Origin of the sequence: Streptomyces sp. NPDC050625, assembly GCF_040654755.1 — a bacterium.
In the GTDB taxonomy this organism is placed as follows: Bacteria; Actinomycetota; Actinomycetes; order Streptomycetales; family Streptomycetaceae; genus Streptomyces.
In genome coordinates this window covers 46,321-66,762 of the sequence record NZ_JBFAIQ010000023.1, presented here as the reverse complement: position 1 = coordinate 66,762, position 20,442 = coordinate 46,321, and the positions used below count along the sequence as shown (strand labels likewise).

The following is a 20,442-nucleotide window of genomic DNA, read 5'->3' as shown; positions in this document are numbered from 1 at the left end:
CGCCCCTGCAGGTCGGTCAGATCACTTCGGGGTGCACTTCACGGTCGTCGCGCTGGCGTCGCACCCCGCGAATTCGGGGGCGTAGTACCAGTACTCGTCCTTGTCGAGCAGCCGGTTCGGCTGACTGAAGCTGCTGGGGAACGGTTGCATGGACTGCGTGTTCATCCAGTTCGACATGGCGGAGCGCCCGCAGACCTCCTTCCACGTCGGCGCGGCCTGGCGCGTGTCGTCGTAGAAGTGCCACACGTTCGTCTGGGTGCGCTGGGAGTAGGTCTGCACGCACGCATTGCCGGAGGAGACGGGGTTCAGTCCGTCGGGGGCCGGCATGCCGCCGCTGTTGTAGGTGGCGGCGTAGGCGAACTCGTCGCAGGAAAGAGGATCCCTTCCGCTGGGCGTATTACCGGGCAGCGTCGTGGCGTCCGGGTTGCCGTCCTTCGCGGCCCATCCCGACGGGCAGATGACCGCGCGGTTCTTCTTCGGCGTGCGGCCGGTACTGCCGCCGTTTGCGGGCAGGTAGACGAGTGCCTTGCTGGCCTTCTGGCTGCCGGGGTGGTTGGGCAGCTTGGACTGCGTCAGCCACGCGTGTGCGGCAGCGGCAGGGAACTTCTTGAAGTTCATGACCCATGTCGGCTTGTACGCGGAGAAAACACATCCCGGCGTGGCCGCGGCCACCACGTCACAGCGGATGTCCAGGTCAGGAACAGAGTTGCCGATGTCACCATCGGGGAAAGCGTCCGGTACCTGGTTGGGGACCGTGTAATCCCATTTCCAGATGAGCTGAACGGGAACGATGTCACCCGGCTTCATACTGTCGACCGTCTGTGTGATCGTGGCGGTCGCGGCATGGTAGTCCGTGCCGGTGGTCGACCATGTGGGCGGTGCCGACCATGTCGGCGCGCCGGTCGTGCACTGGGGGGCGCAAGTGAACTTGGGCCGCATGGTGATCGGGCCCCATTCCGACTGTTCGCCGGCCGCATCGCGGAACGACAGGGGCGTCAGGATCCAGTGCTGGGTGAAGGTGTCGGACGCGACGTCCGTCTTTATTTCGATCTGCGACGCGAAAATAGCGCGTCCGACCGGCCAGATCTCACCGTTCGGCAGCTTGCTGTAGACCGTGTTGGTGATTTCGTTTGCCTTTTTCACGCATCCTTCGGTGCGTTTGATGTAGTCCTTGCCGACAGCAGCGCCGTCACACCAGGAGACGAGGTTGGACGTGCCGACGGCGCGCAGTCCCTGGGCCACCTGCTTGCGCTCAGCGGAGGTCATGTCGGCCGGCTTACCGACGGTGGCGCAGTAGATCTTGCCTTCTGTTTCTTTGCAGCCCTTGCCGAGCGGCGCCGGCAGCTCATTCTTCGTCAGCGGTGTCGGGTTGGCCGGCCCAGAGTTGACGTGGTCGTTGGTGACCAGGGGTTGCTGGTACTTGTCCAGGTCGACATCGGGGGCATTCTTGTCCGGTTCGGGAAGCGTGATGTCAACGGCGTGGTTCCGGATGGTGAAGGTGGCCCACGGCGACCAGGTCTGTTCGTACAGGCTGCCGTCGTAGGCGGAGGTACGGAAGGCGTACGTCCAGCCCGGGTGGAGGTAGCCGTAGTCGATGGTGACGGAGGCTTTCTCACCCGACGCGACATAGCCGGAGACGGGCATCCCGTACTGGTTCTTGTCGGTGTCGATGTGTGCCTTCGGCGAGCCGTCCGCGTTCACGGTCCACACGTCGAACGTCAAGTCGCTCTTGTCGCCGTCCGGGTCTGTCACCGTGTTGCGCAGCATGACCGTCGTACGGTCGACCTGCCATTTCCCCCCAACCTTTTTCCACTCCGGGCCGGCTTCCGGGTTCTTGCCCGAGACGGGCCGCCCTCCACCACCGACAGCCGCAAGGGCATTGCCGTGTAGTTCGAGCCCTGCGGCCGGCGTCGCCGACGGTGGTGCATCGATCGCGGAAATCGGCCTGGCCGTAGCCGAATCGGCAGATGCCGGCATGACACCGGAAAGGGTCAGCAGTAACGCACCGACAGCGGCGTGAGACCACCACCGTTTGGAGCTCTGCACGATAATTTTCGTCCTCCCCGTAGATTCTTCAAACACTTGTGCGAGTCGCGCCCAAGTCGAAGACCGTACGGGGGAAGATCGGGTCAGCTGAAGTAGGTTTTCGGTCGCTTACTGTGCGTCAGCAGTGCGAAGACATGTGAACCGCCCCCACCTCGGCAGATGCTGAAGCGGAGCACGTCTGTTGGTGCAGCGAGCCAGTCAGCGAAGTGCCGCCAGGACGCGGCCCTGAAGGGTCTCGCCGGCCAGCGCCGGAGGAGACCGCCAAGCGCAGGCGGTGACCTCGTCTTCCAGAAGGGAGACCTTCAGGTCCCGCCGAAGACGAAAGAGGAACCGGAAGAACACATGCTAGGTGTGCGGCTGTCCCGGCTGCCAGGAGCACAACATCGTGCCCGCGGACGACTTCGTCTGCGTCGGCCTCGGCGAGCACCTGCTCAAACAGGGCGGTACGACTGCGTTCTTGCGGGCCTGCCGCAAGTGCGCCGCCACACACGCCTACTCCGCGCTCCTCGATCACGGCACGGACTGTCACCTCTGCAGGGACTGTCAAACGGGTGGTGTAACTGGGGTAGTTGAGACTACTGGCGGGCTGCCGACAGGCGGCCGTCGAAGGTGATGTCGAAAGCGTTCAGTGCGGTCTTCCAGCGCATGGTCCAGCGGGCCTGGCCCTTGCCGGTGGGATCGAGGGACATGATCGCCATGTAGACGCACTTCAACGCGGCCTGCTCGTTGGGGAAGTGTCCGCGGGCTTTGACCGCCCGCCGGATGCGAGCGTTGACCGACTCGATCGCGTTGCTGGTGCAGACGATGCGCCGAATCTCGGTGTCGAACCGCAGGAAGGGGGTGAACTCCTCCCAGGCGTTCTCCCACAGTTTCACGATCGCCGGATACTTCCTGCCCCAGGCATCGGCGAACTCGGCGAACCGGTCCAGGGCGGCCTCCTCGGTCGCAGCGGTGTAGACGGGCTTGAGCAGACGCGCGATCTTGTCCCAGTCCTGGCGGGCGGCATAGCGGAAGGAGTTCCGCAGCAGATGGACGACGCAGACTCCCCCTGTCAACCTTCCGGTTTGTGGATCACGAGGCGGGTGTTGTTTCGGAAGGGGTTGCGGGCATGCCAAGGAGCCGAGGGTCGGTGACGTGATCGTCCCGCGGCTTCGGTCAGACGGCCCAGGAGGCCTTCAGGCTGTCAGATCGGCCTCCGTGCGGTTGCCGAGGTGGAGGTCGGGGTCGTAGAGGGTGTGGTCCTGCCAGCAGCGCCAGAGGACGCGGACCCAGCGGGCGCCGAGGCCGCGGATAGCGCGGTTGTGGGGCTGACGGCGGGCCCTGGCCTGCTCGTATGCCTCGCGCACCCAGGGCACTTCGCGAGCCATATTGAAGACCCACCAATCCACCGCGTGGCGCATGCGCTTGTTGGCTGCATAGCGGAAGCGGACCTGCCGGGTGCGGCCGGAGGACCGGGTGACTGGGGCGACTCCGGTCTCGGCCATGAGCGCGGCCGGGGTGGGGAAACGACCGCGGTCCTCGCCCATCTCAGCCAGCAGAGTTGCTGCGCACGAGCGGCCCATGCAGGGGAAACTGAGGAAGATTGACGCATCGGGGTGGGCAACCAGGAGCTCGTCGATCCGTTTGTTGAGGATGCGGATGTGGTCGTTGAGCAGGGCGAGTTGCTCGGCGAACAGGACAGCGGTCAGCTGCTTGCCGGAGGTTGTGCCCGGTGCAGCGGTCAGCAGGTGTGTACGCAGTCGTTCCACCAGTACTTCGGGGCGGGTGCGGCCGGAGTAGCCGTGGCGGCCGATGAACGCCTTCATCCGCTCGGGTCCGATGCGACGGGCCTGTTCGGGTGTCGGGTAGTCCTGCAGGAACGCGAGGCTGATATCGCGGTCGAGGGAGGAGAACAGGTGCAGCACGGCCGGATGGTAGGACTCGAGGATGGCCCGCAGCTGATTCTCCAGGTCACGCTGGTTCCAGACGACGCGTTCGCGGTCGCGGATGACCGCCCGCAGCTCGGCCAGTGTCGGTGAGGCGACCGGCAGCGGCCGCCAATGCCGGTATTCGTGGCGGAGGCTGTCGGCCAGGACGAACGCGTCGAAGGCATCGTCCTTCTTCGGCGCCATCCGGTAGCGTTCCCGCGCTCGCGCGGAGATCTTCGGAGAGACGCAGTAGAGGGTGTGACCTGCGGCTTGAAGACGCTCGACCAGCAGGCCCTCGCCTCGTTCGATGGCGATCCCGGTCAGTGGCGCGTGACGGCGCAGGTGCCGGTCCAGACGCTCGAGGCCGTCAGCGGTGTGCGCGTAGCGCCTCTGGTGCACGACCTGGCCGGCCTCGTCCACGAGGCAGAGCTGCTGATGGGCGTTGCCCCAGTCGAGGCCGGCGAACACCTTGGCTGGGTCCACGGGGTTGGTGGGTAACGAGTGGTCCATGGGTTCCGTCCTGTCGGTCCAGGTCACCGACCGGGCGGCCCCGCTGGTACCTCATCTGGGCGCTCGAAGCGCAACTCCCGCTGGCCAGTTCGCGGCCCGCCTCCAGCGGGAGGGACTGGTCTGCATGGGGGCCTCGAAGGCAACGCGTCTGCATAGGTCCTCTCCCGCTGGCGCGGTGACCGGCGGGGGATTCCCGCCACCAAGGAGTGTGCACGGATGAGGTCTGCACGATCGTCCGCGGCCAGACCTCCTCGACCGCCTCGGGCAGGCCCTTGAGCCCGTCGCAGACCAGCATCAGCACGTCGCCGACGCCGCGGTTCTTGAGCTCGGTGAGGATGTGCATCCAGTGTTTGGCGCCCTCGCCGCCATCACCGGCCCACAGCCCGAGGATCTCCCGCCGGCCCTCCACCGTGACGGCCAGGGCCACATAGATCGGCCGGTTCGCCACCGCACCGTCTCGGATCTTCACGTGGATAGCGTCGATGAAGATCACCGGATAGACGGTGTCGAGCGGGCGGTTCTGCCATTCGGCCATGCCCTCCAGGACCTGGTCGGTGATGGTCGAGATCGTCTGGCGGGAGACCTCGGCGCCGTAGACCTCGGCCAGGTGGGCCTGCACCTCGCCGGTGGTCAGGCCCTTCGCCGCCAGCGAGATGACCATCTCGTCCACGCCGGTCAGGCGTTTCTGCCGCTTCTTGACGATCTTCGGTTCGCAGGAGCCGTCGCGGTCGCGGGGCACGGTGATCTCCACCGGACCGACGTCGGTCAGCACCGTCTTGGAGCGTTTGCCGTTGCGGGAGTTGCCGCCGTTCTTGCCGACCGCATCGTGCTTGTCATAGCCGAGATGGTCGGTGATCTCGCCTTCCAGGGCGGACTCCAGCAGCCGTTTGGTCAGCTGCTGGAGCAGTCCGCCTTCACCGGTCAGCTGCAGCCCTTCGGCCTGGGCGCGGCCCACCAGCTCCTCGATCAACTGGTCGTCAACGGCCTTCGCCGACACCACGCTTGTGGACGGCACCCTCGGACTCGGACACGTTCTCATTGGTCATCGATGCATCTTCCATGATCGGGAGTTACACCGAACGTCTTACAGTCCCCGGGTTGGCCATGGCCGAGGCTGGCGAAGTCCAACGCTAGTAGGGTCGGGGACTGGCGCGGTGGCTTCCGCTCCGTTTCCAGCCCCCCGCCGCTTCAAACCGTGCGTGCGGTTCTCCCGCACACGGCTTTCCGACATCGTTCACCGACTGGCATGCACCGTCGCCCTGTGCACGTTTCCGGTCAGGCGGTAGACGCCGAGCCGGGTGATCCACCCATAGGTGAATCGGGTGGTCCAGTTCCGGCCTCGGAGTCTATGTTTCCGGCTGGCGAAGATGGCCAGCCGTTCGTGGACGTAGCCGTCGACCGCGTTGAACTTCCGCCCGGAGTTCCCGTTGCGGAAGTACGCTGCCCAGCCCCGCAGAACGGGGTTGAGGTCAGCGACCACGGCGGACACCGGCCGTTCGGTCTTCGAGCGGGCGGTAGCCGCGCGGACCTTGTCCCGCAGCACCCGCATCGCTCTGGCCGAGGGCCAGCGTTGCAAGTAGAACCTGCCTCGCCATTTCCACGATTCCGCCTTCCGGTGGTGGAAGCCGAGGAAGTCGAAGCCCTGCCCGCCTCGGGTGAGGCAGGTGATGCCGGACTTCTCGGGGTGCAGTCGCATCCCGAGCCGTTCCAGCACTCGCGCCGCCAACTGCTGGGCCTGCTCGGCCCGTTGTCTGGTCGGCGACAGGACCACGAAGTCGTCGCAGTACCTCACCAGCACTCCCAGCCGGCGGCCCTCGTCCTGCCATGCCTCGTCGAGGACGTGCAGGGCGATGTTGGCCAGCAGCGGGGAGATCGGTGAGCCCTGCGGGGTTCCCGCCCCGGTTGGAGAGGTCACCCCGCCCTCCAGAACTCCCATCCGCAGCCAGGTCCGGATCAGCTTCAGCATTGGTCGGTCCACGACATGCCGGGCCACCTGGGCCATGAGCGCGTCGTGGCCGATCGTGCCGAAGCAGTCCCGGATGTCGGCCTCGAAAACCCATTCCCGCCGTTGGTTCGCCGCGACGCGCACGGCTTCGCACGCGTCGATCGCGGACCGCTTGGGCCGGAATCCGTAGCTCGCCTCGGTGAACTGGGCCTCGAAGACCGGTTCCAGGACCAATTTCGCGGCCGTCATCACCACTCGGTCCGCCACGGTGGGAATCGACAGCGGCCGGAACTCCCCCGGCCGCCCCGGTTTGGGAATCTGGACCCGCCGCAGCACCGACGGACGATACGTATACGTCCGCAGTCGCTCGGCCAGATCCTGGAGGAATGCGTCCACCCCCGAGGCCGCCACCGCGTCGACGGTCACCCCGTCGGCGCCGGGGGCTCCCCGGTTCGCACACACACCGGCCCACGCCCGTCGAAGAACGTCCATGCGGTGGACATGACTATATAGGGCATGAAACCGGCGTTCGGGTTCTTGCTCGGCACAGCGGTAGAGCGTCCGCTGCAAGGCTCGGACCTTGTCCAAAGGACGGCCACCCGGTCTGGCGGCGCCTTCCTCCCGGCGGATGGATCTAGCCGAAACGGCACTCAACCGGGCCCCTCCCTGTTCGCGAATCGCATCGATGAAGCAGGGGCCCTTCGCTCCCAGCGGGTTGTGTTGTCCCGCCGATCGGCACTACTACGACCCCCTCCGACTGCCTCTCGACAGCCCGCCACTTCCCGGTTCCGCCGGTTATAGGCAGGCCACGCTTCCCGCGCCGCATGCGCGGGGCCGAGGAGGCTCTCTCCAGTTCCCAGGACAACCGTCCGACCATTCCACGCCCCTTACGCCGGGAGGTTCTTCGGCGATCGCTCCAGGTCCAAGATCGCCTTCCTTGGCCTTCGCCTTTCAAGCACAGGCTCGGCTCCTCCTTGGCCCGCCCGCGGGCGGGGGTTAAATGACGGCGCTGCAGGCTTCACTTCATGTTGCGGACTGGCCGGTTGCACGCCCCCAACGGGCGCTAGTCACTCCACTTCGACGCCACCCTTTCGAGCGACGCCGGGAGTCAGCTACCGGGGACCCTGGCGTCTCCCCGGACCGGACTTCCACCGGCTGGCTACCCTGAGCTTGTCGTCCGGTTACATCGTTCACATCCCTTCTGAGCTGCGGTGACGCCCGGACCGCTGGACGTACGCTTGATCTTTAACCTGCGCGGTGGGGCTCTGGGGTGGTTGAGCTCTTCTTTTGTCGTTCTGCTGGCTGTGTCTTCTTGGGTGTGTGCACGTCGTAGCGGGGTGCGGGACGGGTGTTGCTCCCAGGGACGGCGGCGGTCGGCTGCAAGGGGACGGGAGAGGCGGAGTTGGGTATAGGCGGCGAGGATGAGCCAGGTCCAGCGGTCGGCGGCCTCGGCCGTGCGGATCTTTGGGGTTTCTTATCGTCGAAGAGTTTCACGGAGTGACTCGCGCGCTCGATGGCTGGAGCACAGTCGTAGGCAAGTAGTCCGGCGAGATCCGGGCTCGATCGCCTGCAGCGCCCGATGGGACTCGTGGATGATGAGGCAGATGTAGTTGTGCATGCAGACATGGGGACGACCGCCTGGTCTCCGTCGGCCACGACACGCTGCATGAAGCGCCGCAAGAACATCAGGTCCTGTGTGATCAGATCGAGGGCGATGTCGTTGCCGGGAGAGGTGCTCGTCGTCATAGTGGTGTGCTTCCTACGCGTTGCTGTGCTGCCGGGAAATATGGCTTCAGCGCCTCAGGGAACAGCCCGGCTGTAGATCGGGCCTTGCCGTGTGTGCGGGGGCGGCTACGAAGATCAGCCCGTCATGTATTCGGACTCCGGTTTCCCTGCGGAAGACCGGGGAACAGCAGTGAATAGATCAGGGCTTGACCGCCCAGGCGCGTTTCTTGGCGGGGCCCCGGGGAGAGGCGCGTTTGCCCGGTTTGGTAGATCATCGTCGGCCACGGACCCAGGACGTCACCCTCCACATGGCGAGAGCCATCAAAGCCAGCATGAGCCAGATGACCGCGTAAGTCAGTGGATCGCTGACGTGCGTCCCGGAGGCAACGACGCCGGCAATACACGCAGCCGCGGCGGATCCGGCGATCATCTTGCCGGTCCGCGTGAAACCCTCTTCCGGACCCGACCGGGAGGGCTCACGCATCCCCCGGCGCAGCCGGATGGCCGCGTAGAACGCGAGCACGCCGACATGGAGCAGGCCCAGGCCGCCACCTAGCCAGAGGCCCGGCTCCGGGGTCGGCGCCTCAGTAGTCTCCTGGACCCGCCCATCGAAGGCGATGTCGGTGCGGCGCCCGTGCCAGATGCTGATCTCGATACGGTCGCCCTTACTCAGCCTTGACAGCACAGGATCAGAGTCGTCGAGTTCGATCCTGCCAGACACGGACACCGGGCCCTGGACTTCCACCCAGTACTTGCCGCCCCTGCCGTTGGAATAGTTCTCCAGGTCCTTGACCACCGCGGGGACCACCGCGGGGACCACCAGAGTGCCTGATGCCTCTTCGTAGGCCCGCACCGTCAAAAGGCTGTGGCGGTACGGCATCGCCAGCACGGCGACCCCACCGAGAAGCAGTGGCAGCCCCAACACCGCCAATGCCCACATCCGGTGTCGGGCTGTCCACCAGCGGCCACCGCCCAATGTCGCCACCTCCCTCAGGAAAGTACGACTCAGGGCCTTCCAGGACGGTTGTGCGCGGCCCATGACAGCCCGGTGAACCTTCACGTCAGGGCCCTCGGGGAGAGTCCTGATCGTCCGGTTTGATCGCGTAGAGCGCGGAGATGCGCCGGACATGAGACGAGCACGGCACTTGTGGATCATGGAGTTGTCTACGCTTCAAGGTCCGCAAGGTTGCCGTGCTCGCTGTTCCATCATCGCCTACGCCTCCGGCGCCGGACGCGGCGCCCTCACTGTCTCCCGCCGGGACGGTGGTGCCGCCGGGGCTGCTCTATGCACTGGCCCGGATTCCCGATCCGCGCGATCGGCGCGGGGTGCGCTTCAAGCTGGTGACGCTGCTCGCCGTGGGCCTGTGTGCCATGACGTGCGCGGGGCACAACTCGCTGACAGCGATTGCCGAGTGGGGCCGCCGCCTGGACCAGGACGTGCTCGCCCGGCTGGGCTGCCCGTTCGATCCGTTCGCGTGTCGCTTCCGGGCGCCAGGTGAGCGGACCCTGCGCGACGTGTTCGCCCGGGTGGAGCCGGGCGCGCTGACCGCGGTCGGATTCGCCCGCCTGGCCGCTCTGACCGGCACGCCTGCCGGCGCGCTCGGCCCTGACGGCGTGCCCGAGCGGGAACAGCGCCGCGCCCACCGGGCGGCCCACGACGCGGGCGAGCAGCCGCCACCGCGGCGTCAGGCGTTCGCGGTGGACGGCAAGTGCCTGCGCGGGGCCGTCCGCACCGACGGCAGCCGGGCATTCGTCATCACCGCCGTCCGCCATGGCGACGCCCTCACCGCCGCTCATCGCAAGATCGGCGCGAAAACGAACGAAATCCCCGAGTTCGGCCCGCTGTTGGACGCAGCGAGGGAAACGGACCTGGCCGATGCCGTCATCACCGTGGACGTACTGCACGCGCAGAAGGAGCACGCCCGCTACCTCGTCGAGAACCGAGACGCCCGCTACCTGCTGCCCGTGAAGCACAACCAGCCCACTCTGGCAGGGCAGTTGAGGGCCCTGCCCTGGAAGGACATACCCGTCCTTCACCGCTCCCGCGACCGCGGGCGTGACCGGGAGGAGGTCCGCGAGGTGAAGGTCTGCAGCGTCGACGGGCTGCTGTTCCCCCACTCCCGCCAAGTCGTGCGGATCCACCGCAAGCGGCGCCGCATCGGAACGAAGAAATCGCAGACCGAGACCGTCTACGCCGTCACCGACCTATCCCCCACCAGGCAAGCGCGGCCGAGATCGCGGCCGGGGCCCGCGGCCACCGGATCATCGAGAACACCGTCCACTGGACCAAGGACGTCACCTTCGCCGAGGACGCCAGCCGGGTCCGCCGCCATCACACCCCCGCCGTCATGAGCGCGCTACGCGACCTCGCCCGTGGCGCCCTTCACCGGGCACGCTGGGCCAACATCGCCAGCGGACTGAGCAGATTGCCGTCGGACGCGTCATAGGGCCTGACAAGGCAGGCGAGGGCTCAATCGCCTGAACACTCATCACCCAGCTCCGACCGGCCTATCAGCACCTGTCTCCCTCAGTTCGCTTCGTAAACCTGCGGCATTTCTATGTGCCGGACGTTCTTGGCCCTGAGGTATTCGGAGAGTGCGTGTGCTGTGAGGACCTGTGTGCCCGTAGCTTGAGCAGCTTCTCCCAAGCCCTACAGGACTGATTTGATGACGCTGGCGTCTGCTATGCCGCAAGGAGCTCGTATCTGCAACAGCGCAGGTCACAGCGGTGGCGGCGGGCTCGTCTCATCCCCGCCGGTACGTCGGGGGCTCCTTTCCGTACGGAGCATCTGCTTGGCGTGGTGGTCAACTGGCCCTCAGCGTGGCCGGACCGATGATATTTGCGCGCTGTGCTGGTCTGTACACCGAATACCGACTCACGGGAGGCTGACAGCATGCGGAAACTGACCTTCGCCATGAACACGAGCCTGGACGGCTACATCGCCGCGCCCGGCGACGACCTCGGCTGGAGCGTGCCGAGCGACGAGCTGTTCCAGTGGTGGTCCGACCGGGTGGACGCGACGGGCCTGGCGCTGTACGGGCGCAAGCTGTGGGAGACGATGAGTTCCCACTGGCCGACCGCCGACAAGCAGCCGGGTGCCACACCGGCGACGATCGAGTACGCCGGCCGCTGGCGGGACATGCCGAAGGTGGTGTTCTCCTCTACGACCAGCACGGTCGACTGGAACACCCGGTTGGTCACCGGCGACGCGGTCACCGAGATCACCAGGCTCAAGGCCGACGACGGTGGCCCCATGGACATCGGCGGTGCCACACTCGCCGCGGCGGCCATGCGGGCCGGGCTGATCGACGAGTACGCGATCGTCACCCATCCGGTCCTGGTGGGCGGCGGCACGCCGTTCTTCACAGCCCTGGACAACTGGGTGAACCTCAGCCTGGTGGAGACCCGGACGTTTCCCGACGGCGTGTTGCTGACCAGGTACGAGTCCAGGCGCTGAGTGCCCGACGGCGGATCAGCGCGGGCTTCGGGCCACCCAAGGATCTCGTGGCGCTGTGTTCCGAGGCGATCGTGACGTCCCTGCCGGATCCTGTTCTTCACCGCAGACGATCCGTCCGGATAGGGATCCCCCTAACGGACGACCGGACCGGTGGCTGCTGGCTCTCCCGGCTGGTGAGGTACGCCTGTCGCGGCGTCCGGTCGTCGAGTGCCTGGTGAGGGCGGAGGGTGTTGTAGGTGTGGCGGAACAGGTTGATCTCAACGACGAGGGCATCCTCACCCTGGTACGGACGTGTCGGAGCAGCGGGTCGTCGCCGGTGAACGCCTCGGCGAAGGTGCCGCCGCGGAAGCATGGGCCGTTGTCGGTGACCACCGCGATCGGCGCCGCCGTCTGACCAATGACGTAGTCGTCGGCGTCGACGACGTCCATCTCGCCGCGGTCGGCGCGGGGGTCGTCGAGGCCCTCGGACCCGTTCCGTCTCGGCAACGGCGCGGCGCAGACAGGCAAGCGCGTCGGCGCCGCGAGAGGTGGGCGTGACAGTGGCCGGGAGGCGGTACGTGGTGGCGTAGTCGATCACCGCACAGATCCGCCAGATCCCGCCCCAGGCGGTCGCGAACTCGGAGAAGTCCATCTGCCAGACCCGGTTCCGCTGCCTCGGCGGGTCGCGGAACACCCGCTTACGCAGCCGCGCCCAGGATCTGCGGTCGGCGCGGAACCCGGACGCAGCAGCCTGCGGCGGCGCAGCGCCCGTTCCACGGTCGAGGTGGACGACTCGCGGCCGTCGGCGCGCATCATCGCGGCGATCTTGCGGTGCCTCCAGGCCGACCAGTCCGCTGCGCACTTGGCTGCGGTCGCCTCGACCGCGTCGGCCTTCGGCGTCAGCCTTCGGCTCCGGCCAGGGGCCCTTGGCTGGGTCGCCGGCGCGGTGCCGGGCGAGCCAGAGCGACCTCCTGATCGTCGGGAACTTCTTCGCCTGCCATGAACAGCAAGATGAAACCGCTGCCATCCTCACGCTCGGCGAGGCCAGCCTCGGTGAAGTAGCCGTCGGGATCGATCTCTGCTCCGGCGGCACGGGCCGTGAATCTGTACGTCATGACGCGGTTCTATCAACGCGGTCAGGCGGAGCCCGAGGCGGGGGCACCGCCGTTCGGACGGGTCAGTAGAGCTGGATGCGGGTGAGGACGATGTGCGGCGGGTCGGCGTCGGCGACGATGACGTACTCGGCAATGCCGAGCGCGCCGTCCGCGCCGAGCGGTATGCGCCGCTGCTCGGGCCACTTCGGCGACGCGGTGCTGCCGGGCACCTGGCCGCGGGTTTAGTTGATCACGACCGTGGCGGCGACGATCGCGCCGAACACGTCACCGGGCAGGGCCTTGTCCATGAGGAGGTCGGTGACCTCCTCCGACAGCAGGCAGGGCAGGCCCTGCGGTTCCTCGTCGTAGGGCTCACTCAACAGGCAGGCCCGCCTCCTGGCGGCGGCGCACGAGGTCGGCGACGGCCGTCGTCGGCAGCGTCCCGTCCAGCGCGGCCGCGGTGAGTCGGTCCCCGGCCGGATCGGTGTCGAGCATCGCCTCGCACCACCAACGCCGCAGCACGCCCCCCGCCTCCTCAGGCGCAGCCGCCAGCAGCTCGCGGTAGAACTCCATCCGGCGCTCGCCAGTCAGCGCGGCCGCGATGCCCTCCGCGTTACGCGGCACCCGCTCCGGGCCGTGCCGGTGAATCGGCTGTGCAGTCATCGCGGCGCCCCTCTCCAGTCTCCCCCGAGTCTGCCCTGTCCCCCTGGCTCGCCGTCACGCCCGGCCCCCGCCCGGCGCCTGGGCATCAGCTACCCGGTCGTGTACTCGGGGTCCGGGAACTCATGGCCAAACCCCGGGACCCGCGCTGCACGCGAACCGGTCAGCCGGATGAACCCCGGATCAGGTCGAACCCGTACGCCACTTCCCGGCACACAACCATGGCGCTCACCCGGTCAGCCCACCCCGCACCCCAACAGAACACAAGCCGGGTGACCATGAACGGAAGAAGGCCCCGAAGCCACCCAGATACGGAGGAAACATGACGTCGTACAAGTATGTAACGGAAATCTACAAGGACAGCGACTTCGACACACACGTTCTCCAGTCGCCCCTGCCGGCCCTGGTGGTGTTCACCGCGGAATGGAGCGGACCGAGCAACGAACTGCTGCCGATCGTGAACAAGATCGGCGAAGACTATCAAGGCAGGGCCAAGATCTTCTCGATTGACATCGACGACTGTCCCGAGACGACGAAGAAGTACAGCGTCACGGAAGCGCCAACTGCAATTGCCTTCAAGGGAGGCGAGAAGACCGGCGAGGACGCCGGCCTGTGCTCCCGGGAGATGCTCATCAAACTCCTGGGCATCTGACCGCAACGGTGGCGGTGACGGGACGTCACCCCCTTCAAGACGGCGCAGCGGCCGCCCGGCGAGGCATGGCGTCGGAATGAGCAACCCCGGTCCGGCGTGACGCCCGCGTGCGGACTGACCAGCAGCGACTGCACCCTGAGCAGGACAGATGTCCCGGGCTGGTGAACCGGCTGCCGTACGCCGGATCGCTCGTCGACGAGCCCGGCTCGGCCGCGGTCGGCGCAACTGTGATGCGGCTGCGCTGACCGGCGGCAGGGCTTCGTCCGGCGTGGCCGGGCTGATCGGCTGGCGCAGGTCCAGGTAGCAGCGCAGCCGTACTCCGGGCTCACCCGCATCCCGCGTCGTCCGCTCCGCTGTCGCCATTGCCCACCGTTCGGCGAGCACCTGCTGGAAGGTGGCGTTCACCTTCAGTGACAGCGTTTGTCGACCAGTTTGAGCGGCGGTTAGCGACCACTGGGCGATAAATGTTCACGAGTTTTGAATCTGGCTCACATTCCGGATGGTGTTGGTGATCTCTAGGACGTCAGCCTTTGACAGAGCCGCTGGAAGTGGCTGGGTGGTCGTGAGGGAGGTGTCGGTGCAGTGCCGGGTGGGAAGCATTCGCTGAGGCGGATGATGTTGGCTCCGGCGGCGGTGAGCACGTGCTGGACGTGTGTCTTGGCCAGGCCGTGGTAGCGGCAATGCCGCAGGCCGTGAGCGTGGACGGTTTCCGAGACGGTGGCCTCGCAGTCCTCTTTCGTGAAGCCCGGCCGCTGGGCTGCCTGCGGGTCATCGCGGACCGGACCGAGCACGGGGATGCCCCATGTGACGGCGGCCTGGTGGATGCTGTCCGGGGTGACGTAGCCGCCGTCGACGACGTGCTCGCGAGGCTGAAAGCCCTGGTGTGTCAGCTGTTTGTGGATGTCGTCGAGGGCATCGATGTCCTGTTGCGGCGCTGGGCGGGTGACCACCTGGACGATGACGTTCGGGCTGGTCTCGTCACAGGTTTCTGTCTGGTGGTCCCGGTATCCGATCCAGTCGCGCTGGCCGGCCGCGGTCACCTTCTGGCTGTAGCGGGCCTCGGGATCATGCGGGGTGACGATCTCCATCGTCGACCACGGTACCCGCGCCGACGCAGGATACGGCCGGCCGTCGGCTGAGGACTTGCCGGTGTTCCTCTGCTCGGTCGCCCTGCGGCTGGCCCGGTCACGGGTCGACTTCGCTGCCCGCCACCGCAAGTGGCCTGACTCGTCGTGCCAGTACTGCTGGACCCAGACCTGCCGCAAGACCTGCACCGACGTCAACTCCCGCAGACCGGGCGGGGCATCGTCACGATAGACGGCCTGCAGGATGTGCATGCCGTCCTCACCCACCTGTAACACCCAGGTGATCAACGCGTCGCCGCCGCGGGGAAGCCGGTCATAGCGAACCGGCCGGCCATAACGGTCCGCCCAGTCAGAGGTGACGAGAGCAGCCAGCCACCGCTCACCCTGCAGAGCGAGCTCTTCCAGAGCACAGCGTAAAGTCTCGGCGACCAGCTCCCCACGGTTCAGACGCCGCACCGCTGCCAGCACGTGCGTGGAATCGGTCCGGAGTCGGCCCCGCCGCCTGACCAGCCCCGCCTCAGCGAGCCGGTCCACGACCAGCGCCAACAGCCGGTCCGCGCGGTCGTCTTCGGCCACCCGGTCACGGAATTCGCTCAGAACCGTGAAGTTGAATCCGGGGTCATCCAGTTCGAGGCCGAGACAGTACTTCCAGTCCAGGCGACAGCGGACCGCGTCCGCCGCCTGCCGGTCGCTGAGGTTTTCCGCGTACTGCAGCACCGACACCAAAGCCAGCTGGGCCGGCGACAGCCCACGCCGTCCATCAGCCGGATACCAGTCGGCGAAGTCGCCATCCGTGAACAGGCCGTCCAGGCGGTCGCGCACCCACATAGCGGCCGTACCCCGCGGATTACTAGCCCGCGCCATCCGCACCGTCAACGGCGGAATCACCCGCCCCGACCACGAACCCATTGCCACCGCGGCCACCCCTCCGACCGCCGAAACCGCCCCGCTCCCACCAGCCCAGCACGGCAAGAACATCAACTCACGTGCAGCCAGCGGACTTCACCTCACCAGGTGAACATCACCAACAGCATCCAGAAAGTGAGCCAGAACCCGAGTTTTGACGGCGCTTCGCGTCAGTGATCTTGGCCTGTAGTTCGTGCGGAACAGTCGTGACCGTCGCCGGGCAGGCCCATGACGTTCAGCACGGGTTCCTCGCCCTCGGGGATCTCGAAGGTGAAGTTCGCTCCTGACGGGATCGCCGCGAGCGAGCACTGGTCGCCGAAGGTCAGCGGAGCATACGGCTCCCAGGAACAGCCAGACCTGTCCAAGGCGGAAACGACGTCCGTGTGCCTGAGCCCTGCAGGGAAGGTGCCCGTCCCCCCGACAACCGACGGAGGAAGTTCGACGACGTCACGCCAGGTCTGGACACAGATGAGGGAGACCTTGCGGCAGCGGCAGACACTCAGCTCAAGGTCTCCGTAGGCGAAGAGCCTCGGCCACTTTCCGTTCCGGCTCATTGTTCCGATGTCCCACGGCTCGCCGAGTGCTGCGGTCACATCGTTCCAGTCAGCGCCGCTGAAGATCGGTCCCAGCCGGCCTGTCTTCGCCATGCTGGTCAGGACATCGAGTATCTCCACGAGGCGGAGTCTGACAGGTGCCCTGACCAGCAGTCCAGCGGTTTCAGGGGGCAGCCCGCTGCGGGTTGTTCGGTTCGGGCTCGGGTGCTGGCGAGGCGGTAGGAGTCGGTGCCGGTCTCGCACACGGTGCCGTTGAAGGTGAGTCGGTCGACGATGGCAGCGCAGAGACGGGGGCCGGTGAAGGTCTTGGTCCAGCATGCTGTCCGTTGTCCGAGCCTGAGCAGTCAGGCTCGGACAGAGTTCGCCGTTGCATTGAGTGGAAGCGGCACTGGGTTATGAGGACAGTTGGTTCAGGAGCCAGGTGGTGACAGCTCGGGCAATTCCAGCGACCGTGCCATTTAGGACGGTGCGGGCCAGTGCCAGCCGCTCACGGCGTGTCAGGCGCTTGCCGGGCATAGGGGCCTCCACGGATATGGGGGGGGAGGACGGGTGGGCAGCCGGCCGGCTTGGTGTCCACCTTCAAGGCCTCTCGAAGATCCACTCCAACTTGCGACGAGCCCTCAATGGGCGGAGGTATCAGGGCTGTTCACGCCGTATGCCGAACAAGGTCCGGTAATGATGGTGCGATGAGCGGCGACACGGGGAGTAGTCCGGCCAGACGTCCGAGGAAACTGACGCGGGCCCTGATCGGGCCGGGCCCGTTGCGGGAGTTGAAGGATCTGCTCTTCGAGGCCTACACGGCGGCCGGTGAGCCGAGCCTGGATGAGATCACCACGGCCATCGCGAGGAACGACACTCTGCTCGGGTCGCCATCGCGGGACACGGTCCGGCGGTGCATCAGCGACCCGAGCGTTCCCGCCCAGCAAAGTGACGCCGTGGCCGTCGCGGTTGTTCTGGCCAGCTCGGCAAGCTGGGATGCCAACGCCCTGGCCTCCCGGATCGCCGAACTGTGGGTCAGGGCCCGGCTGATGGACCCGCCGGGCAAGCCGCTGGCCGAGGTGACCGATCCATTCGCCCTGGAGGTCCACCACGCCATCGGCACCGACCTGCTGAACACCGGCCCGGGACTACCGGTCCTGCCGGCTTATGTGGAGCGGGATCACGACGCCCGGCTCCACGCCGTCGCCGAGGACGCCAAGCGCGGGATGAGCCGGCTCGTGATGCTGACGGGTGGGTCCTCCACCGGCAAGACCCGCGCCTGCTGGGAAGCACTGCGCCACCTCCCCGATGGGTGGCGGTTGTGGCACCCTTACGACCCCACCCGTCCCGAAGCCGCCCTCGCGGCCATCGAGCAGCTCGCACCCCACACCGTGGTCTGGCTCAACGAAGCCCAGAACTACCTGCTGACCGCCTCCGACCTCGGCGAACGCCTCGCAGCGAAGCTGCGCACCTTGCTGGCAGACCCAGGACGGACGCCTGTATTGGTCCTGGGCACCCTGTGGCCCGAATACTGGCGCACCCTCACCCTGCAGCCCGAACCCGGCCGCGAAGATCCCCATGGCCAGGCCCGCGCGCTACTGGTCGGTCACGACCTGTCCATCCCACCAGCTTTCAGCGACACCGACCTGCGGGCCCTGGCCGACCGGGCGGTGGAGGATCCCCGCCTGGCGTACGCCGCCGACCATGCCGAGAATGGCGCCATCACCCAGTATCTGGCCGGAGCTCCGGCTCTGCTGGAGCGCTACCGCACCGCACCAGACGGCGCGCGGGCACTGACCGAGGCTGCCATGGACGCCCGTCGGCTCGGCCACGGTCCCGCCCTCCCCCTGGCCCTGCTCGAAGCGGCCGCCCCGGGCTACCTCAGCGACACTCAATGGGACCTGCTCGACGAGGATTGGCTCGAACAAGCGTTGGCCTACAACGCGAAACCACTTCGCGGCGCCCGCGGCCCCCTCACCCGCATCCGCCCGCGCCCCGGACACCCCGCCCTCGCCCAACCCCACTACCGCCTGGCCGACTACCTCGAACAACACAGCCGCCGCCACCGCCATGCCACCCGCGCCCCCATCACTCTGTGGAACGCCCTCATCGACCACGCCCCCGCCGCCGACCGCCTGACATTGGCTAAAGCAGCCCAAGCCCGAGGCATGCTCCGAATCGCCGTCCACCTTTGCGCCACTACCGCCGACACTGACGAGGTTTCCGCCCTGCAGTTGGTGGCTGAGTGGCTGGCGGATGCCGGACGGTTGGACGAAGCCCTGACCTGGTACAAGCGCGCCGTCGACGCCAGCGGCACCGCGACCGTACTGGGGGTGGCTGAACGGCTGGCGAAGGTCGACCGCCTGGACTACGTGCTGCCCTGGATCGAAAGCGCCGTTGACGCCGGTGACACCGACGCCCTGGGGTGGACGGCCCTCCTGCTGGCACAGGCCAACCGGTTGGACGATGCCCTGACCTGGGCCGAGCGGGCTACTGACATGGGTGACACCGGGCTTCTACGGTGGGCTGCCGGACGACTGGTGGTTGCCGATCGGATGGACGATGCACTGCTCTGGGTCGAGCGCGCCGTCGACGCCGGAGGCGCCGAGGCCCTGCGATGGGCAGCCGACCTGATGCTGACTGTCGGACGACGGGACGAAGCCCTGACCTGGTACGAGCGCGCCGCCGACGCCGGCGACACCGAGGCCCTGGGCGCTGTGGGAGCTCTGCTGGCGACTACCGGACGACTGGACCAGGCTCTCCCCTGGCTCCAGCATGCCACCGACGCCGGCGACACCGAGGCCCCGGGGGGCGCAGCAGCCCTGCTGGCGGCTGCCGGACGACTGGACGACGCCCTAACCTGGGTCGAGCGCGCCGTCGACGCCGGCGACACCGAGGCCCTGCGGTGGCCAGCCGAATCCCTGGCGGCTGCCGGACAAATCAACGGAGCTCTGACGTGGTACCAGCGCGTCGTCGACGTCGGCCACACCGAAGCCCTGCGGTGGGCGGCCGACCTGCTGGCGGCCGCAGGGCAGTTGGATGAAGCCCTGACCTGGTACCGGCGCGCCGTCGATGCCGGCGACACCGAGGCCCTGCGATGGGCGACCGACCTGCTGGCGGCTGCCGGACGGCTGGTGGGAGCTGATCGGCTGAACGAAGCCCTGACCTGGGTCGAGCGCGCCGTTGTGGCCAGCGGCACCGAGGCTCTGCGGTGGGCAGCTGAATCCCTGGCGGCGGCCGGACGGCTGGACGAAGCCTTGACTTGGGTGGAACTCGCTGTCGACGCCAGCGCCGAGGCCCTGCGGTGGGCAGCCGATCTCCTGGCGGCTGCGGGGCAGTTGGACGAAGCCCTGGCCTGGTACGAGCGTGCCGTCGACGCTGGCGACACGGAGCTTCTATGGTGGGTGGCCGACCTGCTGGCGGCTGCCGATCGGCTGGACGAGGCCCTGACCTGGGCTAAGCGCGCGGCTGACGCTGGCGACACCGAGGCCCTGGGTTGGGCGGCCGAGCGGCTGGCGGAAGCCAACCGGCTGGATGACGCACTGCCCTGGTACGGACGGGCTGGCGGCGCCAAGGCATTGCGGTGGGCGGCCGAACGGCTGGCGGAAGCCAACCGGCTGGACGAGGCCCTGGCTTGGGTCGAACGCGCCGCTGATGCGGGCGACGCCGGGGCGCTGCGATGGGCGGCCGAACGGCTGGCAGACGCCGGACAACTGGACGAGGCCCTGACTTGGGTCGAACGCGCCGCTGATGCGGGCGACGCCGGGGCGCTGCGATGGGCGGCCGAACGGCTGGCAGACGCCGGACAACTGGACGAGGCAGAACAGCTACGACGCTACGGCTGGGAGCCTGACAGATCCATCGCCCGCACATGGGATCCGCCGATATCTGCGTTGAGCAAACAAGGACGCCACCAGTAGTCACATCGGCCTGGCCCGACCCC

At 67.4% G+C, this 20,442-nt stretch carries 16 protein-coding genes and 3 pseudogenes; 6 read left to right on the top strand and 13 right to left on the bottom strand.

Going from position 1 to position 20,442, the window contains the following annotated elements:
- Nucleotides 1–21: 21 nt before the first annotated feature.
- The 6 genes and pseudogenes from AB0I54_RS35535 to AB0I54_RS35510 all read right to left on the bottom strand — a co-directional run bounded on the left by AB0I54_RS35535 (nucleotide 22) and on the right by AB0I54_RS35510 (nucleotide 9,172).
- Nucleotides 22–2,046, bottom strand: a complete 2,025-nt coding sequence (locus AB0I54_RS35535; RefSeq protein ID WP_363300382.1) for a hypothetical protein — start codon at nucleotides 2,044–2,046, stop codon at nucleotides 22–24.
- A gap of 575 nt (nucleotides 2,047–2,621) precedes the next feature.
- Nucleotides 2,622–3,086 (bottom strand): annotated as a pseudogene (locus AB0I54_RS35530) (transposase); the annotation flags it as partial.
- A 135-nt stretch (nucleotides 3,087–3,221) separates the two neighbouring features.
- A complete protein-coding gene (locus tag AB0I54_RS35525; RefSeq protein WP_363300381.1) occupies nucleotides 3,222–4,436 on the bottom strand; it encodes an IS110 family transposase in 1,215 nt (404 codons plus the stop codon).
- A 235-nt stretch (nucleotides 4,437–4,671) separates the two neighbouring features.
- Nucleotides 4,672–5,502, bottom strand: a pseudogene (locus AB0I54_RS35520) (IS256 family transposase); the annotation flags it as partial.
- Nucleotides 5,503–5,697: 195 nt separating this feature from the next.
- Nucleotides 5,698–6,900: a group II intron reverse transcriptase/maturase gene (gene ltrA / locus AB0I54_RS35515; RefSeq protein WP_363300380.1), complete on the bottom strand. Its 1,203-nt coding sequence runs from the start codon at nucleotides 6,898–6,900 to the stop codon at nucleotides 5,698–5,700.
- Between the two features lie 1,504 nt (nucleotides 6,901–8,404).
- Complete coding sequence (locus AB0I54_RS35510; protein ID WP_363300379.1) at nucleotides 8,405–9,172, bottom strand: hypothetical protein; 768 nt, start codon at nucleotides 9,170–9,172, stop codon at nucleotides 8,405–8,407.
- A 152-nt stretch (nucleotides 9,173–9,324) separates the two neighbouring features.
- Between AB0I54_RS35510 and AB0I54_RS35505 the strand changes: the two genes are divergently transcribed.
- From AB0I54_RS35505 to AB0I54_RS35495, 3 genes are all read left to right on the top strand, one after another.
- On the top strand, nucleotides 9,325–10,485 hold the full coding sequence (locus tag AB0I54_RS35505) for an ISAs1 family transposase (RefSeq protein ID WP_363300378.1): 1,161 nt from the start codon (nucleotides 9,325–9,327) through the stop codon (nucleotides 10,483–10,485).
- A gap of 541 nt (nucleotides 10,486–11,026) precedes the next feature.
- Nucleotides 11,027–11,590 (top strand): dihydrofolate reductase family protein, encoded by a 564-nt coding sequence (locus AB0I54_RS35500; RefSeq protein WP_363300377.1) that lies wholly within the window; start codon nucleotides 11,027–11,029, stop codon nucleotides 11,588–11,590.
- A gap of 238 nt (nucleotides 11,591–11,828) precedes the next feature.
- Nucleotides 11,829–11,984: a hypothetical protein gene (locus AB0I54_RS35495; RefSeq protein WP_363300376.1), complete on the top strand. Its 156-nt coding sequence runs from the start codon at nucleotides 11,829–11,831 to the stop codon at nucleotides 11,982–11,984.
- 484 nt (nucleotides 11,985–12,468) lie between these two features.
- Here the strand turns inward: AB0I54_RS35495 and AB0I54_RS35490 are convergent, their stop codons facing one another.
- From AB0I54_RS35490 to AB0I54_RS35475, 4 genes are all read right to left on the bottom strand, one after another.
- A complete protein-coding gene (locus tag AB0I54_RS35490) occupies nucleotides 12,469–12,684 on the bottom strand; it encodes a hypothetical protein (RefSeq protein ID WP_363300375.1) in 216 nt (71 codons plus the stop codon).
- 62 nt (nucleotides 12,685–12,746) lie between these two features.
- Nucleotides 12,747–12,893: a hypothetical protein gene (locus AB0I54_RS35485; RefSeq protein ID WP_363300374.1), complete on the bottom strand. Its 147-nt coding sequence runs from the start codon at nucleotides 12,891–12,893 to the stop codon at nucleotides 12,747–12,749.
- 12 nt (nucleotides 12,894–12,905) lie between these two features.
- Nucleotides 12,906–13,043, bottom strand: a complete 138-nt coding sequence (locus AB0I54_RS35480) for a hypothetical protein (protein ID WP_363300373.1) — start codon at nucleotides 13,041–13,043, stop codon at nucleotides 12,906–12,908.
- Nucleotides 13,036–13,326 (bottom strand): hypothetical protein, encoded by a 291-nt coding sequence (locus AB0I54_RS35475; RefSeq protein WP_363300372.1) that lies wholly within the window; start codon nucleotides 13,324–13,326, stop codon nucleotides 13,036–13,038. The genes AB0I54_RS35480 and AB0I54_RS35475 overlap by 8 nt, the downstream gene beginning before the upstream one ends.
- A 319-nt stretch (nucleotides 13,327–13,645) precedes the next feature.
- On the opposite strand from AB0I54_RS35475, the gene AB0I54_RS35470 reads away from it, so the two are divergent.
- Both AB0I54_RS35470 and AB0I54_RS35465 read left to right on the top strand, forming a co-directional pair.
- Complete coding sequence (locus AB0I54_RS35470; protein ID WP_363300371.1) at nucleotides 13,646–13,975, top strand: thioredoxin domain-containing protein; 330 nt, start codon at nucleotides 13,646–13,648, stop codon at nucleotides 13,973–13,975.
- A 107-nt stretch (nucleotides 13,976–14,082) separates the two neighbouring features.
- Nucleotides 14,083–14,220 carry a hypothetical protein gene (locus tag AB0I54_RS35465; RefSeq protein ID WP_363300370.1) on the top strand — a complete coding sequence of 46 codons (138 nt, stop codon included), beginning with the start codon at nucleotides 14,083–14,085 and terminating at the stop codon, nucleotides 14,218–14,220.
- A gap of 270 nt (nucleotides 14,221–14,490) precedes the next feature.
- On the opposite strand, the gene AB0I54_RS35460 is transcribed toward AB0I54_RS35465, so the two are convergent.
- From AB0I54_RS35460 to AB0I54_RS35450, 3 genes and pseudogenes are all read right to left on the bottom strand, one after another.
- The gene (locus tag AB0I54_RS35460) at nucleotides 14,491–15,888 is read right to left on the bottom strand and encodes a transposase (protein WP_363300369.1); all 1,398 of its coding nucleotides are present in this window, start codon (nucleotides 15,886–15,888) and stop codon (nucleotides 14,491–14,493) included.
- Nucleotides 15,889–16,136: 248 nt separating this feature from the next.
- Nucleotides 16,137–16,640, bottom strand: a complete 504-nt coding sequence (locus AB0I54_RS35455; protein WP_363300368.1) for a hypothetical protein — start codon at nucleotides 16,638–16,640, stop codon at nucleotides 16,137–16,139.
- Nucleotides 16,641–16,723: 83 nt separating this feature from the next.
- A pseudogene (locus tag AB0I54_RS35450) lies at nucleotides 16,724–16,834 on the bottom strand (AAA family ATPase); the annotation flags it as partial.
- Between the two features lie 372 nt (nucleotides 16,835–17,206).
- On the opposite strand from AB0I54_RS35450, the gene AB0I54_RS35445 reads away from it, so the two are divergent.
- Nucleotides 17,207–20,419 (top strand): tetratricopeptide repeat protein, encoded by a 3,213-nt coding sequence (locus AB0I54_RS35445; protein ID WP_363300367.1) that lies wholly within the window; start codon nucleotides 17,207–17,209, stop codon nucleotides 20,417–20,419.
- The last annotated feature ends 23 nt before the right edge of the window (nucleotides 20,420–20,442 follow it).

What these genes read in the sequence shown, in the direction of transcription:
- ltrA (WP_363300380.1), bottom strand. Translation starts at nt 6,900, where the DNA reads ATGGACGTTCTTCGACGGGCGTGGGCCGGTGTGTGTGCGAACCGGGGA.
- AB0I54_RS35510 (WP_363300379.1), bottom strand. Translation starts at nt 9,172, where the DNA reads ATGGGCCGCGCACAACCGTCCTGGAAGGCCCTGAGTCGTACTTTCCTG.
- AB0I54_RS35500 (WP_363300377.1), top strand. Translation starts at nt 11,027, where the DNA reads ATGCGGAAACTGACCTTCGCCATGAACACGAGCCTGGACGGCTACATC.
- AB0I54_RS35490 (WP_363300375.1), bottom strand. Translation starts at nt 12,684, where the DNA reads ATGACGTACAGATTCACGGCCCGTGCCGCCGGAGCAGAGATCGATCCC.
- AB0I54_RS35475 (WP_363300372.1), bottom strand. Translation starts at nt 13,326, where the DNA reads ATGACTGCACAGCCGATTCACCGGCACGGCCCGGAGCGGGTGCCGCGT.
- AB0I54_RS35470 (WP_363300371.1), top strand. Translation starts at nt 13,646, where the DNA reads ATGACGTCGTACAAGTATGTAACGGAAATCTACAAGGACAGCGACTTC.
- AB0I54_RS35460 (WP_363300369.1), bottom strand. Translation starts at nt 15,888, where the DNA reads ATGTGGGTGCGCGACCGCCTGGACGGCCTGTTCACGGATGGCGACTTC.
- AB0I54_RS35445 (WP_363300367.1), top strand. Translation starts at nt 17,207, where the DNA reads ATGAGCGGCGACACGGGGAGTAGTCCGGCCAGACGTCCGAGGAAACTG.